At 67.2% G+C, this 17,327-nt stretch carries 15 protein-coding genes; 6 read left to right on the top strand and 9 right to left on the bottom strand.

The window, feature by feature from the left end; all coding sequences use genetic code 11:
• Positions 1–24 precede the first annotated feature (24 nt).
• The 5 genes from ACT2FV_RS02155 to ACT2FV_RS02135 all read left to right on the top strand — a co-directional run bounded on the left by ACT2FV_RS02155 (position 25) and on the right by ACT2FV_RS02135 (position 5,051).
• The gene (locus ACT2FV_RS02155; protein ID WP_124628203.1) at positions 25–2,268 is read left to right on the top strand and encodes a TonB-dependent receptor; all 2,244 of its coding nucleotides are present in this window, start codon (positions 25–27) and stop codon (positions 2,266–2,268) included.
• A 3-nt stretch (positions 2,269–2,271) separates the two neighbouring features.
• Positions 2,272–3,027 carry a tetratricopeptide repeat protein gene (locus tag ACT2FV_RS02150; RefSeq protein WP_124628201.1) on the top strand — a complete coding sequence of 252 codons (756 nt, stop codon included), beginning with the start codon at positions 2,272–2,274 and terminating at the stop codon, positions 3,025–3,027.
• Positions 3,024–3,707: a Fe2+-dependent dioxygenase gene (locus ACT2FV_RS02145; RefSeq protein ID WP_124628199.1), complete on the top strand. Its 684-nt coding sequence runs from the start codon at positions 3,024–3,026 to the stop codon at positions 3,705–3,707. The genes ACT2FV_RS02150 and ACT2FV_RS02145 overlap by 4 nt, the downstream gene beginning before the upstream one ends.
• Before the next feature lie 415 nt (positions 3,708–4,122).
• On the top strand, positions 4,123–4,707 hold the full coding sequence (locus ACT2FV_RS02140; RefSeq protein WP_059600060.1) for a nucleotidyltransferase family protein: 585 nt from the start codon (positions 4,123–4,125) through the stop codon (positions 4,705–4,707).
• Positions 4,708–4,907: 200 nt separating this feature from the next.
• Complete coding sequence (locus tag ACT2FV_RS02135) at positions 4,908–5,051, top strand: hypothetical protein (protein WP_179955245.1); 144 nt, start codon at positions 4,908–4,910, stop codon at positions 5,049–5,051.
• Positions 5,052–5,140: 89 nt separating this feature from the next.
• On the opposite strand, the gene ACT2FV_RS02130 is transcribed toward ACT2FV_RS02135, so the two are convergent.
• From ACT2FV_RS02130 to panE, 8 genes are all read right to left on the bottom strand, one after another.
• Positions 5,141–5,899 carry an SDR family oxidoreductase gene (locus ACT2FV_RS02130; protein WP_444503091.1) on the bottom strand — a complete coding sequence of 253 codons (759 nt, stop codon included), beginning with the start codon at positions 5,897–5,899 and terminating at the stop codon, positions 5,141–5,143.
• Complete coding sequence (locus ACT2FV_RS02125; RefSeq protein WP_444503090.1) at positions 5,896–7,443, bottom strand: FGGY-family carbohydrate kinase; 1,548 nt, start codon at positions 7,441–7,443, stop codon at positions 5,896–5,898. Before ACT2FV_RS02125 ends, ACT2FV_RS02130 begins: the two co-directional genes overlap by 4 nt.
• Positions 7,444–7,477: 34 nt before the next feature.
• Positions 7,478–8,566, bottom strand: coding sequence for an alcohol dehydrogenase catalytic domain-containing protein (locus tag ACT2FV_RS02120; RefSeq protein WP_444503089.1), 1,089 nt, complete (start codon positions 8,564–8,566; stop codon positions 7,478–7,480).
• A 46-nt stretch (positions 8,567–8,612) separates the two neighbouring features.
• A complete protein-coding gene (locus ACT2FV_RS02115; RefSeq protein WP_124628186.1) occupies positions 8,613–9,620 on the bottom strand; it encodes an ABC transporter permease in 1,008 nt (335 codons plus the stop codon).
• On the bottom strand, positions 9,607–11,127 hold the full coding sequence (locus ACT2FV_RS02110; protein ID WP_124628184.1) for a sugar ABC transporter ATP-binding protein: 1,521 nt from the start codon (positions 11,125–11,127) through the stop codon (positions 9,607–9,609). The genes ACT2FV_RS02115 and ACT2FV_RS02110 overlap by 14 nt, the downstream gene beginning before the upstream one ends.
• Before the next feature lie 62 nt (positions 11,128–11,189).
• Positions 11,190–12,131 carry a substrate-binding domain-containing protein gene (locus ACT2FV_RS02105; RefSeq protein ID WP_444503088.1) on the bottom strand — a complete coding sequence of 314 codons (942 nt, stop codon included), beginning with the start codon at positions 12,129–12,131 and terminating at the stop codon, positions 11,190–11,192.
• 117 nt (positions 12,132–12,248) lie between these two features.
• Positions 12,249–13,208 (bottom strand): AraC family transcriptional regulator, encoded by a 960-nt coding sequence (locus ACT2FV_RS02100; protein ID WP_059600066.1) that lies wholly within the window; start codon positions 13,206–13,208, stop codon positions 12,249–12,251.
• Between the two features lie 295 nt (positions 13,209–13,503).
• A complete protein-coding gene (panE, locus tag ACT2FV_RS02095; RefSeq protein ID WP_151049083.1) occupies positions 13,504–14,442 on the bottom strand; it encodes a 2-dehydropantoate 2-reductase in 939 nt (312 codons plus the stop codon).
• Positions 14,443–14,700: 258 nt separating this feature from the next.
• On the opposite strand from panE, the gene ACT2FV_RS02090 reads away from it, so the two are divergent.
• Entirely contained in the window at positions 14,701–16,254 is a 1,554-nt protein-coding gene (locus tag ACT2FV_RS02090; protein ID WP_174906407.1) for a methyl-accepting chemotaxis protein, read from the top strand.
• A gap of 123 nt (positions 16,255–16,377) precedes the next feature.
• Here the strand turns inward: ACT2FV_RS02090 and ACT2FV_RS02085 are convergent, their stop codons facing one another.
• Positions 16,378–17,055, bottom strand: a complete 678-nt coding sequence (locus ACT2FV_RS02085) for a response regulator transcription factor (protein ID WP_151049087.1) — start codon at positions 17,053–17,055, stop codon at positions 16,378–16,380.
• Between the last annotated feature and the right edge of the window lie 272 nt (positions 17,056–17,327).

The raw sequence follows: 17,327 nt of genomic DNA, 5'->3' as shown, positions 1-17,327 counted from the left end.
CACACCGCGAGGTCGAAGCGCATCATGAAGTCCCGTCCTGAAGAGCTGAAGCTCGGCAAGTTCACCACCCTGTGCAGCGTGCTCGCCGCGAGCCCGGCGTTCGCCGACGGCACGCCGCCGCCCGCACCGGTCAGCACCGAAGGCCATCTCGCGCCGATCGAGGTCCAGGGCAAGACCGAGCACAGCTACAAGGCCGACTTCTCCGCATCCACGAAATTCACCGCGCCGCTCGTCGACACGCCGAAATCCGTGACCGTGATCCCGCAAGAGCTGATCCAGAACAGCGGTGCGGCGACGCTGACCGAAGCGCTGCGCACCGTGCCGGGCATCACGTTCGGCGCCGGCGAAGGCGGCAACCCGCTCGGCGATCGTCCGTTCATCCGCGGCTACGACACGCAAGGCAGCATGTTCGTCGACGGGCTGCGCGACACGGGCGCGACCACGCGCGAGATCTTCAACACCGAGCGCGTCGAGATCACCAAGGGCTCCGACGGTGCATACGGCGGCCGCGGCGGCGCGGGCGGCAGCATCAACCTGATCACGAAAGCGCCGCACCTCGGGACGACGGCTGCCGCGAGCGCCGGCCTCGGCACCGACCGCTACCGCCGCTTCACCGCCGACGGCAACTGGCAGTTCGCCGATCACGCAGCGTTCCGCCTGAACCTGATGAGCCACAACAACGACGTCGCCGGCCGCGACGCCGTCAACAACGAGCGCTGGGGTGTTGCGCCGTCGATCGCGTTCGGTCTCGGCACGCCGACGCGCGTGACCGCGAGCTACTACCACCTGTCGACCGACGACCTGCCCGACGGCGGCATTCCGTACTTCTACACGACGGCGAACAAGCCCGCGAACGTCGACACGATCCATCCGGCGCCCGTCGACCGCCACAACTTCTACGGCCTGATCGACCGCGACTTCCGCAAGACCACGTCGGACATCAGCACGATCAGGATCGAGCACGACATCACGCCGAACCTGACGATGCGCAACACCACGCGCTACACGGAATCGACGCAGGACTACATCTGGACGCAGCCCGACGACAGCCAGGGCAACGTGGTCAACGGCAAGGTCTGGCGCCGCAACAACAACCGCAACAGCTCGATCAACAGCCTCGCGAACCTGACCGAACTGTTCGGCGAATTCCGCACCGGCCCGTTCAAGCACAGCTTCACGACCGGCATCGAACTGTCGCGCGAATGGGGCAAGCGCGATTCGTACACGGTCGCGACCGACAAGGGCACGATCTGTCAGAAAGGCATCGGCGCGCCGTCCGGCTACAACTGCACGAGCCTGTGGTCGCCGAACCCGAACGATCCGTGGGCCGGTTCCGTCACGCGCAACAACGACTATGCGCATGCGCGAACCACGACCAAGTCGATCTACGGCTTCGACACGATCGAGCTCACGCCGCGCTGGCAAGTCAACGCCGGCGTGCGCGTCGACGACTACTCGACCCGCTTCACCGACACCAGGGCGAACGGCGGCAAGACCTACACGCGCGACGACACGCTCGTGAACTGGCAGGCCGGCGTCGTGTTCAAGCCCGCGCGGAACGGCAGCATCTACGCGTCGTATGCGACGTCGTCGACGCCGGCCGGCATGCTGCTCGGCGAAGGCAGCGAAACGCAGTCGCTCACGCCCGGTCGCGGCGGCGTCGGGGCGAACGCCGATCAGCTGTCGCCCGAGAAGAACCGCAGCATCGAACTCGGCACGAAGTGGAACGTGCTCGACGACAAGCTGTCGCTGACCGCCGCGCTGTTCCAGATCGACACGACGAACGCCCGCGTGACGCTGCCGAACAACCAGTACGCGATGGTCGGCAACAAGCGCGTGCAGGGTCTCGAACTCGGTGTCGCGGGCCAGATCACGAAGCAGTGGCAGGTGTTCGGCGGCTATACGTACATGAAGAGCGAGCTGCGCGACAACGGCAAGGATGCCGCGAACAACGGCCACCGGTTCCCCAATACGCCGAAGCACAGCCTGACGATGTGGTCGAACTACGACGTGACGCCGAAGTTCACCGTCGGCGGCGGCGCGTTCTACATGTCGGAAGTGTTCGGCGATCCCGCGAACCTGCGTGCGGTGCCGTCGTACTGGCGCTTCGACGCGATGGCGCAATACCGGATCAACAAGAAGCTCGACCTGCAACTGAACGTGAACAACCTGTTCAACCGCACGTATTTCGATCAGGCGTATCCGGCGCACTATGCGTCGATCGCGCCGGGCCGCTCCGCGTTCGTCACGCTGAACGCGCGCTACTGATCGATGGAGACCGTCTCGCTGAAGGCGCTCGCGTCGGTGTCGCCGCGCGCGTTCGCCGACATCCTGGCCGGGCCGCCCGAGCGCGCCGCGGCGTGGGTCGCGGCAGCCGCCGAAAACGGGATCGTCGACGCGCAAGCCGTCTACGGCCAGTACCTGCTCGACGGGCACGGCGTCGCGCGCGATCCGGCCGCCGCATTCGGCTGGTTCCGGCATGCGGCACGAGCCGGTCACCCGATGGCGATGAACATGCTCGGCCGCTGCTACGAGTTCGGCTGGGGTACGGCCGCATGCGCACCGGTGGCCGTGTACTGGTACCGGCTCGCCGCGCAGGCCGGCCTCGACTGGGGCATGTACAACCATGCGACGGCGCTCGCGCTCGGCAACGGCATCGCCGAGGATCGCGCCGCCGCCCTCGACTGGTTTCGCCGCGCCGCTGCGCTCGGCCATGCGAAATCGATCAACCTGATCGGCGGCTTCTACGAGGACGGCTGGGTCGTGGCCGTCGATGTCGACGCCGCGTTCGACCACTATCGCCGCGCCGCCGAGGCCGGTGATTTTCGCGGCCAGTTCAACTACGCGCGGCTGCTCGCCGATCGCGGGCGCGTTGACGAAGCCCTCGCCTGGCTCGCGCGCGTGCCGGCCACCGCCACCCCCGCATTCGTCGCGAAGATGCGCGCGTATCTCGCGTCGTCGCCGCTCGATGCGTTGCGCGCGGCGGCGCTGCAGCTGCCGTCTCATGACATGGAGTCCGAATCATGATGCTTCAGATCCCCGGCGTGCTGACCAAGGCGCAGGTCGCGCAATGCCGCGAAATGCTCGATGCCGTCGACTGGGTCGACGGCAACGCAACGTCCGGCACGCAGTCGGCGCTCGCGAAACGCAACCGGCAGTTGCCGGAAGGTTCGCCGGTCGCGCGCGCGGTCGGCGATGCGATCCAGGATGCGCTGGCCCGGCATCCGCTGTTCTTTTCGGCGGCGCTGCCGCTCAAGGTGTTTCCGCCGCTGTTCAATCGCTACGAAGGCGGCGAGGCGTTCGGCACGCATGTCGACAACGCGATCCGGCTGCTGCGCGGTACGGATTTTCGCGTGCGCAGCGACCTGTCGGCGACGTTGTTTCTCGAGGAACCGCACGCGTATGACGGCGGCGAGCTGTGCGTGGAAGATACATATGGCGTGCATCGCGCGAAGCTGCCGGCGGGCGATCTCGTGCTGTATCCGGCGTCGAGCCTGCATCGGGTGACGCCCGTAACGCGCGGCGAACGTGTCGCGTCGTTCTTCTGGATCCAGAGCATGGTGCGCGACGACGGCGATCGCACGCTGCTGTTCCAGCTCGATACACAGATTCAGACGTTGTCGGCGGAAAAAGGCGCGAAGGATCCGATGGTCATTTCACTGACGGGGATTTATCACAACCTGTTGAGGAAGTGGGCGGATGCTTAGGGTGGCTTTTCGGATTCGTGCGTATGCGCACGTGAAGACGCTCTGGTGACCGTCATCTACCCGTCAGCCAAATCACGCACCGACGGAGCGTGACTTCGGCCGACAGGCGATTCGTCTGACCGAACCGATGGCGACGCTCTTGCGAAACCGTCCGCTATCGATCAACGCACCGCCCCATACCGGTTTCACGCATTACCACGCGAATAGTGGCATTGGCAGCGCTACGACCGCGATTGCCTCGTGATGCAAAGCGAATCGCTCGCCATATCCAGCCCTGTCGAGCACACTCTGCTCGACGAAGCTGCCCGCGGACATTCTTTCCGGCGGCAATGCGCACGCATCGGTAACATCGGCACTTGCCGATCCCCGCCCACTCCCGCACAATCGGCCCACCTGCCTTCCTCCCCCCGCGCCGATGTCCTATGCGTCACTCGCCACCGGCGTCCTGCTCGCCGGCGGTCTCGGTCAACGCTTCGACCCAAGCGGTCTGCACAGCAAGCTGCTCGCGCTGCTTCCCGACGGCACGCCGGTTGCGGTCGCGGCTGCCCGTCGCCTCGCCGCGGCCACGGCCGACGTGATCGCCGTCGTGCGCCCCGGCGCGGAAAAACTCGCGATTCTGCTGAACGAAGCCGGCTGCCAGGTCGTCTACGCGCCCGACGCGATGCGCGGCATGGGCGCGAGCCTCGCAGCCGGCGTCCGCGCGACGCCGGAAGCAACCGGCTGGCTGGTCGCGCTCGGCGACATGCCGTGGATCGCGGCATCTACCTACGAAATGCTCACGCGCGCGCTCGACGCCGATGACGCATCGATCGTCGCCCCCGTCCATCGCGGCGTACGCGGTCATCCGGTCGGCTTCGCCGCGCACCATTACGATGCGCTGGCCGCGCTCGACGGCGATACGGGTGCCCGCGCGTTGTTCGCAAGCACACCGGTCAACCTGCTCGACGTCGACGATCCCGGCATCCTTCGCGACGTCGACACGCCTGCGGATCTGCGCTGACATCGGAACGCGCCGGCCGCGCCGCACATCGTGGATGCCGGCCTTCGCGCGATCCGGCGCGATACCTGCAGAGGCTCGCATATCGCCGGCAATCCGCATGCCGCCGCGAGAATCCCGCTGCAAACACCCGCCCGATTGCCTATAACGGAGACGAGGCACGCCCGCCGCGCCACCGCCGCCACGCATTACGCGAGTTTCCCATGGACCACACGACCCCGACGCCCGAGCCCCCGGCCGACCCGAACCGCGATCCGGAAGACGATCCGTTGTCGCCACCGCCACCGGGGCATCCTCACGACAACCCGCAGCAACCCGACGGACCGCCGAGCAAGGACCCGGTCTAGCCGGCATCCGCCGGTGCCATCCGACCTGCTCCGACATTCGCCCCGACAAGCGACGGCCACTGCCGTGCGAGTGCCGCCGCTCGCGCCCGCTACCGCGCCGTATACCCGCCGTCGATGGCCAGCGACACGCCGCTGATCATCGACGCCGCGTCGCTGAGCAGGAACAGGATCGGCTCGACCACCTCGTCCGGTTCCGCGAATCGCCCGAGCGGAATCGCCGCGAGCATCGGCGCGCGCTTCTCCGGGTCGCTCCACGCGAACTGCGCCATTGGCGTGAGCGTAACGGTCGGGTTCACGCTGTTCACGCGGATTCCGTGCGCGCCGAGTTCGATGCAGAGCACACGCGTCACCGCATCGAGCGCCGCCTTCGATGCGCAATAGCTCAGATGCGCCGGCAGGCCGACGAGCGCGGCCTGGCTCGATACGTTGACGATACTGCCCCGCGCGCATGCCGCGCCGCGCCCCGCGCGTTCGATCATCTTCCGCGCGACGGCCCGCGCAACCAGCGCCGCGCCGCGCGCATTGACGGCCATCACGCGATCGAAGTGCGCCGCACTCACCTCGAGCGCCGGTTCGAGCGACGCGATCCCCGCGCAATTGACGAGCCCGTCGAACGCATCATGCACGGCGAGCGCCGCATCGATCGCGTGTTCGTCGCCGCCGATATCGATGCGCAAGGTTTCGCATGCGATCTCGCCCGCAAGCGAATCGAGCGCGGCCACATCGCGCCCCGCCGCGACGACCCGCGCGCCTGCATGGGCCAGCGCAACCGCGCAAGCGCGCCCGATCCCGCTCGACGCACCGGTGACGAGCACTCGCGCACCGCTGAAATCGAATCGTGTCTTCATGATGATGCGCGCAGTTCGTGCATGATCGGCTTGAGTGCCGGATACAACGCCGTATAAAGCGCGAAGCGCGCCGCATACGCATTCGCGCGCGCGGCATCGGGGCGCGCGCGTTCGACGAGCGTGACCCAGCCGCCCTGCGCGTCGCCGTGCGACACCAGCCCCGCGCCGACGCCCGCGAGCAGCGCGGCGCCCATCGCGGCTTCGACGTCCTGCTCGATCGTCCATACCGGAAAACCGGTCACATCCGCGATGATCTGCATCCACAGCGCCGAATGCGCGGCGCCGCCGACGACGATCAACCGGTCGTCCAGCGCCACCGCGCCGCGCCGGCCGGCCTCGATGTTGTGACGCAGCGCGAACGCGACGCCTTCCAGCACCGCGCGATACAGGTGCGCGCGTGTGTGCGCGAGGCTCAGTCCGACGAATGCACCGCTCGCCTTCGCGTCCCACACCGGGCTGCGTTCGCCCATCAGGTACGGCAGGAACAGCACGCCGTCCGCGCCGGGCGGCACGCTTTCGGCCGCTTCCTCGAGCAGCACGTGCGGGTCGCCGTGCGGCAGCAATCGCGCCGCATCGATCTCCGCATGACAGAACTGATCCCGGAACCACGCGACCGATGCACCGGCCGTGATCGCGCCGCCGAACACGTACAGGTCGCGCTGACCGTTGAACACGTGCGGCATGCTGACGAGCCCGTGCCGCGCATCGACGTGCTGGTTCACGTAGCCCCAGCACATGCTGGTGCCGATCATCGCGACATGCTGGCCGGTGCGCGTCGCACCGGCCGCGAAGGTCGCGACGGCCGCATCCACGCCGCCCGCGACGACCGGCGTGCCGGCCGGCAGGCCGAGCCGTTCCGTCCATTGCGACAGCAGCCCGCCGACGACGTCGGTCGATTCGACGAGCCGCTCGGGCATCATGGTCGCGGGGATGCCGAGCATGTCGAGTGCATCGTCGGACCACTCGCGGCGCGCGACGTCGTACACGCCGCCGATGTTGCCGGCCGAACTGTGGTCGACCGCGACTTCGCCGGTCAACAGATAGATCACGTACGCGTTCGGCGGCAGGAAATAACGCACATTCGCCCACACATCAGGGCGCTGCTCGCGCAGCCACAGCATCTTGGTGAACCCGTAGTAGCTGTCGACGCCGTTGCCTGTGATCACGCGCAGCCGCTCGACGTTCACGTTCTCGTTCACCCAGTCGACCTCCGCGGTCGCGCGCCGGTCCATCCAGATCAGGCACGGGTGCAGCGGCCGCATGTCGCTGTCGACCGGAATGCCGGAGCCACCGTACAGGCTGCTCACGCACATGGCGCGGATCGCGTCGGCCGGCACGCCGTGCGCGCGCGCGTCGCTCACGCAGCCCGCGATGCAGTCGAGCACCGCATCGAACCACACCTGCGGCCACTGCTCGGCCCACAGCGGGCGCGGCGTGTCGGGCTGGTAGCCGGCCGAACGGCGCGCGACGATCGTGCCATGCCGGTCGACGAGCAGCGCCTTGGTGCTCTGCGTGCCGATGTCGACGCCTATCACGTATTCCATGGTGTCTCCGGTGAGGGATCGCACGAGCCGTCGTTCAACGCGCCGGCTTCAGCAGCACCTTGATCGATTCGGGCGACTTCGCGACGCGGATCGCTTCGTCCCAGTCCTCCAGCGCGAAGCCGTGCGTGACGATGCCTTTCGACGTGACGAGTCCGCGCGCGAGCAGGTCGATCGCGACCGGATAGCAATATGGCCCCAGATGCGCACCGCGCACGTCGAGCTCCTTGCGATCGCCGATGATCGACCAGTCAGCGGTCGTGTCCTCGCCGAACACGCTGAACTCGACGAACCGGCCGAGCTTGCGGATCAGTTCCAGCCCCTGGTTCACGCCGACCGGCGCGCCGGTCGTCTCGATGTACACGTCGCATCCGTAGCCGTCGGTCAGCGCGCGGACGATCTCGCGCGCATCGTCGCGCGTCGGATTGATCGTCACGTCCGCGCCGTATTGCCGCGCGAGTTCGAGCCGCTCGTCGATCAGGTCGATCACGACGAGCTTCTTCGGCGTCTTCAGGTGCGCGACCTGCGTCATCATCAGGCCGAGCGGGCCCGCGCCCGCGATCACCACGACGTCGTCGAGCTGAAGGTCGCCACGATTCACGGTATGGATCGCGCACGACAGCGGCTCGATGATGGCCGCATCCTCGATCGACACACCCAGCGGAATCCTGTGCACGATCGCCGTCGGCGGAATGCGCATGTACTCGGCCATCCCGCCGTCGGCGACCTCGCGCTGGAAGCCGAAGATGTTGTGCACCTCGCACATCCAGTATTGGCCCGACTTGCAGTAGCGGCACTTCCCGCATGGCACGATCTGCTCGGCGATCACGCGGTCGCCCAGTGCGACACCGAAATGCTCGGCCGCGCCGTCGCCGAGCGCTTCCACGTAGCCGAAGAATTCGTGGCCGGGAATCACGGGCGCCTTTACCCATGGGCTCGGGCCGCCCCAGAACATTTTCGCGCCCGTGTAGCATTTGCAATCGCTCGCGCAGATCCCGCACGCGGCGATGCGGATCACGAGCTCGTTCTCGCCCGCGCGCGGCTTCGCGACCTGCTCGACGCGGTAATCCTCGGGGCCGTGGCAAACCACCGCGGTCATGCGCGGCTGGGCTTCGGGTGTCGTCATGAGTTGTCTCTTCCGTTGATGTTTCGGATGTCTGATGAATGAATCGTTACCGGGACCGTTCGCGGCTTATGTAGATCGCGAGCAGGATGATTCCGCCCTTGATCACGTTCTGCACATACGGGTTCACGCCGATCATGTTCAGCCCGTTGTTGAGCACACCGAGCAGCAACGCACCGACGAGCGTGCCGAGGATCGCGCCGCGCCCGCCGGAGATCGACGTGCCACCCATCACGACGGCCGCGATGGCGTCGAGCTCGAAACCGACGCCGGCGTTCGGCTGCCCGCTCATCAGGCGCCCGGTCAGCACGATGGCGGCAAGCGCCGACGTGAGCCCGGCCAGCGTGTAGACGATCAGCTTCACGCGCGCCACGCGCACGCCGGTGAGCCGCGTCGCCTGCTCGTTGCCGCCGATCGCATACACGTAGCGGCCGAACGGCATCCGATCGAGCAGCAGCCATGCGATCGCGTAGACGACCAGCATGATCAGCACCGGCGCCTGGATGCCGAGCACCTTGCCGCTGCCGAAGAACGCGACCCAGTCGGGCAGCCCGTCGATCGGATAGCCGCCCGTATAGATCAGCGCGAGGCCGCGCGCGATGCCCATCGTCGCGAGCGTGACGATGATCGGCGGCATCCCCGCGAACGCAACGAACACGCCATTCAGGAAGCCGAACCCGAAACCCACCGCGATGCCGATCGCGAGCGCGGCGACCGCATTCACGCCGGCCACCATCAACCCGGCCGCCAGCGTGCCGGACAGCGCCATGACCGAGCCGACCGACAGGTCGATCCCGCCGGTCAGGATCACGCAGGTCATGCCGACCGCGATGATCGCGTTGATCGACACTTGCCGCAGCACGTTCTCCAGGTTCGCGGCGGACAGGAAGCTCGGGCTCGCGATCATCATCGCGATGCACACGACGATCAGCCCGACGAGCGGATAGAACAGCGTCGAGTGCCGCAGTTGCGTCCACATCGCGCGCGGCGGCGGCATCTCGCCGGCCGCGGCCGCGAGTGTCGGGGAAGCCGGGGAAGAAGAATCAGGCAAGTTCATGGGTCGCTCCTCGCGTGCCGCCCGTGGCATGGGTCATGACCGTGTCGGGATCGATCTCGTCGCCTTCGAGCGTCGCCTCGATGCGGCCCTGCCGGAACACGGCGACGCGATCGCACATGCCGACGATCTCCGGCAGCTCGGACGAGATCATGATGATGGCGTAGCCGCGCGCGGTGAGTTCGCGCATCAGCCCGTAGATTTCTGCTTTCGCGCCGACGTCGATGCCGCGCGTCGGCTCGTCGAAGATCAGCACCGTCGCGTGGTGATTCAGCCACCGCGCGATCACGACCTTCTGCTGGTTGCCGCCCGACAGCGTCGCGACCTCGGTATGGATCGACGGTGCCTTCACGCCGACACGCCGCATCACGTCGTTCGTCGTACGGGCTTCACCGCGGCGATCGATCAGCCAGTGCATCGACCGGTACTTGCCGAGGTTGTTCAGCGAGATGTTGTCGCGAATCGAGAACGACGTGACGAGCCCTTCCGCCTTGCGGCTCTCCGGCAGAAGGCCGATGCCTGCGCGCAGCGCATCGGCCGGGTCGGCGAGCTTCGCCGCCGCGCCGCGCACGCGCACGTCCTTGCGGTGCGCGCGCGTCGCGCCGATGATCGCGAGCGCGGTTTCGGTACGGCCGGAACCGACGAGCCCCGCGAAGCCCAGAATCTCGCCCGCATGCAGCGCGAAGCGGTTGACCGGGCCGTCGCGCTCGATCTGCAGCGCGTCGACTTCGAGCACGGCGGGCGCATCGGCGGCGCGCGCCGGCTTCGGCGGGAAGCTGCTTTCGAGCCGGCGTCCGACCATCATCCGCACCAGTTGCTCGACGTCCGTGCGCGCGACGTCGGTGGTCGCGACATACTGACCGTCGCGCAGCACCGTGATGCGATCGCACACCGCGAAAATCTCGTCGAGATGATGCGAGATGAAGATCATCGCGACACCCTGCCGCTTCAGCTCGCGCATGATCGAGAACAGGCGTTCGGCCTCGGCCGGCGTGAGCGTGGCGGTCGGTTCGTCGAGGATCAGGATGCGCGCGTCGAGCGACAGTGCCTTGCCGATCTCGACGAACTGCTGCTGCGCGACCGACAGCGTGCGCAATGGCGCGTCGAGATCGATCGTCACGCCGAGCCGCGCGAAGATGCCGGCCGCGACGCGCCGCATCCGCGCACGATCGCGCACACCCCAGCGGGTGCGCAGCTCGCGGCCGAGGAACAGGTTGTCGACGGCATCGAGGTGCGGAATCAGGCTGAATTCCTGGAACACGATGCCGACTCCGGCCTCGACCGCGTCGTGATAACTCGCGAAATGCCGCGCGCTGCCGTCGATCTCGATCGTGCCGGCATCCGGCTGCTGGATCCCGCAGAGGATCTTCATCAGCGTCGACTTGCCGGCCCCGTTCTCGCCGAGCAGCGCATGAATCTCGCCGCGCGCGATTTCGAGGTGAATGTCCGACAGCGCCTTCACGCCGGGAAAGCTTTTCGTGATGTGATCGAGCGTCAATATCGTGTCCATCGGCTTCTCCGTGCGAAGGGCGTCGGCCGGGCCGCCGCCCTCCACGTCGCGTTGCGCGTCGCTCACCAGCTGAATCCCTTGGCATTGCCGCGATCGACGACCTTCACGTCGACCGGAATCGCCTCCGGCACCGTCGCGCCCCACTTGCGCGCGATCGCGATGCCGAGCGCGATGCGCACCTGGTCGGCCGGGAACTGCGCGGTCGTCTCGATGAACTTCGAGTTCGGTTTCTGGATCGCCGCGATCGCCTCGGGGGCGCCGTCGACGCTGGTCAGCCTGATGTCCTTGCCCGATCCCTCGATGGCGGCGAGCGCGCCCATCGACCCGCCGTCGTTCACGCTGAAGATGCCCTTCAGGTTCGGATGCGCGGAGATCATGTTCTCCGTCACCGACAAAGCGGTCGCGCGCTCCTGCTTGCCGTTCTGCGTGTCGACCAGCTTCACGTTCGGGAATTTCGCAAGGCCGGCCTTGCATCCGCGCACGCGTTCGAGAATCGGCACGACCGGAATGCCGTCGAGGATCGCCACCTCGCCGCTGCCGCCGATCGCCTTCGCGAGGTATTCGCACGACATCACGCCCGCGTCGTAATTCTTCGAGCCGACGAACGAATCGACCGGGCCGTTCGCGTTCGCGTCGACGGCCACGACCACCGCGCCGGCCTTCTTCGCCTGCGTGATTGCCGACTGGATGCCGGTCGAATCGGTCGGATTCACAAGCAGGATGTCGATCTTCTTCTGCAGCATGTCCTCGACGTCGCTCACCTGCTTGCTGACGTCGTGATGCGCGTCCGTCACGACGACCTGTGCGCCGATCGACGCGGCCGCGTCGTTCAACGCCTTCTGCATCGTCACGAAATACGGGTTGTTCAGCTCCTGGAAAGTCATGCCGATCCGCAGCGGCGCCGCATGCGTGACCATCGGGAACCAGGTTGCGACAGCTGCCGCGGCAACGGTCGCGATGCGGGCGGCGCGGCGGCGGGATGAAGCGAGCGATGCGTGCGTCATGACGGTGTCTCCGGTTATGTGCGGTTTTTTCGTGGGTAAGCGAGCCCCTCGCGACGCGAACGGCGCGATCGGCTGGGTGAAACGGCAAGGAAAGTCAGGCGGGCGAATGCCCGTCGATCATCCGGGCTGCGGTACGAGCCCGAGCGCACCGGACGCGACCACGCGCGGCGGCATCGGATTGCCGGTGGGCGCGGCGTGCAGCGCGAGCTCGCGGCTGCGTGCGTTCAACCGCTGCAGCGCGCGGAATTCGGACGGTGCCATCCCCTTCACCGCGCGGAACTGGCGGTTGAAGTTGGACACGTTGTTGAAGCCGGCCTGGAAACAGATGTCGGTGATGTTCGCGTCGTCGGCGAGCAGCATCTGGCATGCGGATTCGATCCGCAGCCGGTTCACGTACTGGACGAACGGCAACCCGGTGTGGCGATGGAACGCGCGCGAGAATGCGCTGACGCTCTGTCCGGTCAATTGCGCGAGATCGGATTCACGCAGCTCGGATGCGAGGTTCTTGCCGATGTACGACAGCGCGTGGCTGAGCCGCGTCGGCGTCACGTGAGCCTGGTCGTACGCGGGACTCGCGAGCAGCGTGCGTTCGGCCGCGCCGCACAGCCGCTCGAGGATCGTCATGAACAGCGCGATGCGACGCATCCCGCGCGCGTTCAGCAGTTCATCGAACAGCGGTGCGATCGCGGCGCTCGTGTCGTCGTCGAAGCCGACGCCGCGCCGCGCGTCGTCGAGCAGCGCCTGCGCGTCGCGGCATTCGGGAAACGCGTCCATGCAGCGGCGCACGAACGACGGATCGAACTGGATCACCAGGTTACGGCGCTCGACGGTTTCCCCTTCCGCCATGTCGCTGACCCAGTTGTGCGGCAGGTTCGGGCCGAGCAGCACCAGATGGCCGGGGCCGAATGAGCCGATGTGGTCGCCGACGAAATACTTGCCGCTCGTCGCGACGATCAGGTGCAGTTCGAATTCGGGATGGAAATGCCAGCGGATCGTGCGATACGGATAGCCGTGCGACCAGACCTTGAACGACTCGTCGCGTCGCACGTCGACCACTTCCAGATCGGGATGCATCATCCTGGCGTCTCCATTCCCATGTCTCGCTGGCCGGGCCGTTCGGCGGTTCGCCTCGTTCGCCGCGTGAGTCGTGCGGCAACGCGACCGGTCGCATGGAAAGCAATGTAGGTCGATCGCGTGCGCGGCTCCACCAACTTTACGCCTGATTTTCGATACTTTTTTGCAGGTTGCGGGTGGAAAGGGACACGAAACGCAAAATTGTGCGGTGCGGCACCCCGTCGACCGAACGCCGACGGGAAGTACGCGCGCGCCGCAGAACGGCCGCCATGCGGATCGACGACGGCCGCTGCCTCGGCTACGCCGCCGCGCTTTCCCGCGCGACACGCACCTCGTACGCCTTCAGGTGGTTGTGCGCGATCCGCAGCAACGACAACGCATCCGCCGCCCGCGGGTCACGGCGGGCAAGCAGGTCGCCGATCACGTGATCGGCTTCGACCCGTGCGCGGTTTTCGACGTCGCGCAGCATCGATGCGGTCAGCGGCGACGGCGTCAGCACCATCCGCTGCATCCGCTCGACCGCGGCGGGATCGGGCCTGTAACCGTTATGCGCGGCGATCGCGCTGCATTCGTCGAGCATCGTCTCGAGCAGGCGGCGGCCGTCCGGCGCGGCGAGAATGTCGCCGACCGAACCGCGAAACAGCGACGTGCTCGCCGCGAGCGTCGCGAGGAACACCCACTTGTCCCACATCCGCGCGGCGATGTCGTCGCTGAGCGTCGCATCGAAACCCGCGCCGCCGAGCACCTCGGCCACCGCGCGCACGCGCGCCGATTCGCCGCCAGCGAGTTCGCCGAACGACAGCCCCGCCGTGTCGTTCAGGTGCACGATCCGCTGCTCGCGATCGAGCGTCGCCGCGATCACGCACAGGCCGCCGAGCACCTGCGCGGCATCGAACCGGTCGCGCAGCACGTCGAGATGGCGCATCCCGTTGAGCATCGGCAGGATCAGCGTCGTCGGCCCGACGAAGGGCGCGAACGATGCGATCGCATCGTCGAGGCTGTACGCCTTGCAGCTCAACAGCACCAGGTCGAACGGCGCGGCCGCGTCGCTCGCGCGCAGCGTCTGCACGTTCGCGAGCGTCAGGTCGCCGCGCGGGCTGCGAATCAGGAGCCCGTCGCGCGCGAGCGCGGCCGCTCGGCCGTCGCGCACCAGGAACGTCACATCGCGCCCCGCCGCCGCGAGCCGGCCGCCGAAGTATCCGCCGACCGCGCCGGCTCCCACCACCAGAATTCGCATCGTTGCCTCCTTTCGGGTTCGTTCGACGTCGCCGCCGTTCGCCCGACCGTCGGGGCACGACGCGCAGCCGCCATCGCCCGACAGTATAGCGACGCCGAGTATGTATATGCATAGATACCCGCACCGCGCGCGACGGTATCGCGCCGCTGCCGTCTCTAAGGGATTTCCCGCCTACGGCAACGTCCGCTTCACGCCGTCAAAGAATTATCCCGTCACGCCGTTTCGGCGCGCTTGTTCGACTGACCGACCTCACTACCCATGCGCACCCTTTCCCTGAACCAGAAACTCGCCTCGATGGTCGTCATCCTGTGGCTCGGCCTGCTCGTGATCGCCGGCATCGGCGCATGGCAGACGCGCGCATCGATGATCACGGACCGCCGCGACCAGCTTGCGTCGCTGGTCGCGCAGGCGACGAACGTCGCCGACCACTACTACAAGCTGTCGCAACAGAACGCATTGCCGGAAGCGGACGCGAAGCAGAAGGCGCTCGAGGCGATCGCCGCGATGCGCTACGGCACCGACGGCTACGTCTCGATCAACGATTCGAAGCCGGCGATCGTGATGCATCCGATCAAGACCGAGCTCAACGGCAAGGACGTATCGAATTTCACGGATCCGAACGGCAAGCACCTGTTCGTCGAGATCGTGAAGGCCGGCAACGTGGAGGGCGGCAAGGGATTCGTCGAATATCTGTGGCCGAAGCCGGGTGCCGACAAGCCGCAGGACAAGACCAGCGCGGTGCAGCGCTTCGCGCCGTGGGACTGGTATCTCGTGACGGGCATGTACACGGACGACGTGCGTTCGGCCGTGCTCGCGAGCGTCGGCCGCTGGCTCGCGATAACGGCCGTGCTCGGCGCGATCTCGACGATCGTGATGGTGCTCGTGCTGAAAAGCGTGCGCGCGAACCTCGGCGGCGAGCTCGAAGTGGCGCTCGACGCCGCGCAGCGCATCGCACAGGGCGACCTGACCGGGCGCGTGAGCGTGAAGCACGACGACCGCGGCAGCCTGCTGCATGCACTGCACACGATGCAGAGCGGGCTGATCGACATGGTGTCGCGCGTGCGCGCGGGCACGGAGAACATCAACGTCGGCGCGAGCGAGATCGCGTCGGGCAACACCGATCTGTCGCAGCGCACCGAGGAACAGGCGGCCGCGCTCGTGCAGACCGCATCGAGCATGGACCAGATGACCGCGAACGTGAAGCAGAACGCGGACAGCGCCGCCCAGGCCGCGACGCTCGCGGGCCAGGCCGCGCAGGTCGCGACGCGCGGCAGCGAGGTGGTCGACGATGTGGTGCGCACGATGAACGAGATCACCGACCGCTCGCACAAGATCGGCGACATCATCGGCGTGATCGACGGGATCGCGTTCCAGACCAACATCCTCGCGCTGAACGCGGCCGTCGAAGCGGCGCGCGCGGGCGAACAGGGCCGCGGCTTCGCGGTGGTCGCGGCCGAGGTGCGCTCCCTCGCGCAACGCTCGGCGACGGCAGCGAAGGAGATCAAGTCACTGATCGTGTCGTCGAACGAAACCGTCGAGCACGGCGCGTCGCTCGTCACGCACGCGGGCGAGACGATGGCCGAGATCGTGCAGTCGGTGCGGCGCGTGAACGAGATCCTCGACGAGATCAGCCATGCGTCGCGCGAGCAGAGCGCGGGGATCGAGCAGGTCAACCGCGCGGTGGGCGAGATGGATCAGGTCACGCAGCAGAACGCGGCACTCGTCGAGCAAGCCGCGGCCGCCGCGCATTCGCTGCGCGACCAGGCCGAAGCGCTGCGCGACGCCGTCACGCGATTCGCGTTGCCGGCCTGACGTCGCTCCATCCGTCGGCATCCCGCCGGATTCCGACGGATTTCGCCTGACCGGCCGGCAATGCGCGGCCGGCCCCTGCACGACCCAGGCCCCTCTCGCGCTGCTTGCGCGCTTCGTCCACGCTTACCCCGCTCCGCCCGGCCGGCTCATGGCCTTGACACCGCCGAACCCGATCCCGGCCGCCCGCTGGACCAGTTCGATGTCGTTGGTCACGCCGAGTTTCTTCATCGCGCTGATCTTCTGCGCGCTGACGGTCTGCTTGCCCTTGTTCAACCGCTGCGCGATCGTCTTGATCGGCAGGCCGGCCAGATAAAGGCGCATCACCTCGATCTCGCGCGTCGACAGTTTCACCGGCGCCTGTTCGTGCTCGGCGACCGCATCGAGCGCGCGCCGGACGAGCGGCGACTGATAGCGCCCGCCGCTGTAGCTCGAATGGATCGCGGTGACGATGTGACCGACTTCGTCGAACTTGCTGACGAGGCTCGTGCCGCCTTTCGCGAGAATCGAGCGGAAGATCACCGGATTCTCGTTCCCGACGAGCGCGACGACTCCGACGTTCGGGCGCGTGCTGTGCAGCCAGTCGAACAGTGCGAGACCGTCCAGCTGCACGTCGCCGCGAATCGGATAGTCGACCAGCACGATGTCGCAGTCGAGGCGGCCGAGCACCTCGATCAGATCGCCCGGGGTCCGGGAGACGCCGACGAGATCGATTGCGCACGCGTCGCCTGCAATGTGCTCCATGCCAGCGAGCGTCAGCGGCGAGTCGTACGCGAAAACAGTGCGAATTCTGAATTTCCCCATGCGCAGTTCCAGAAGGTTCGCCGGGCCGCACGACGCGGAATGCGTGCGCGGCCGGATCGGCATTGAATCGACGTTCAGGATATTTTTATCCCGAACATCATTCTAGGCAGCAACGCGCGGCCGGGATATGGGGCGCCGTCTGAATTGATCCGTGCAGGCGTGATACGAGTTTGATATCGGCGCCGGTCGGCTCGTCCGGCGGCAGCCGGGGTCGGCCGGACGGCCGACGTTGCGGGTCGCGCGGGCCGCACGGACGGCCCGCGGGGTAAAAT

This window comes from Burkholderia sp. PR2 (genome assembly GCF_052372875.1).
Lineage (GTDB): Bacteria > Pseudomonadota > Gammaproteobacteria > Burkholderiales > Burkholderiaceae > Burkholderia > Burkholderia diffusa.
Note: the sequence above shows the minus strand (reverse complement) of the source record. Positions and strands in the feature narration are given on the sequence as shown.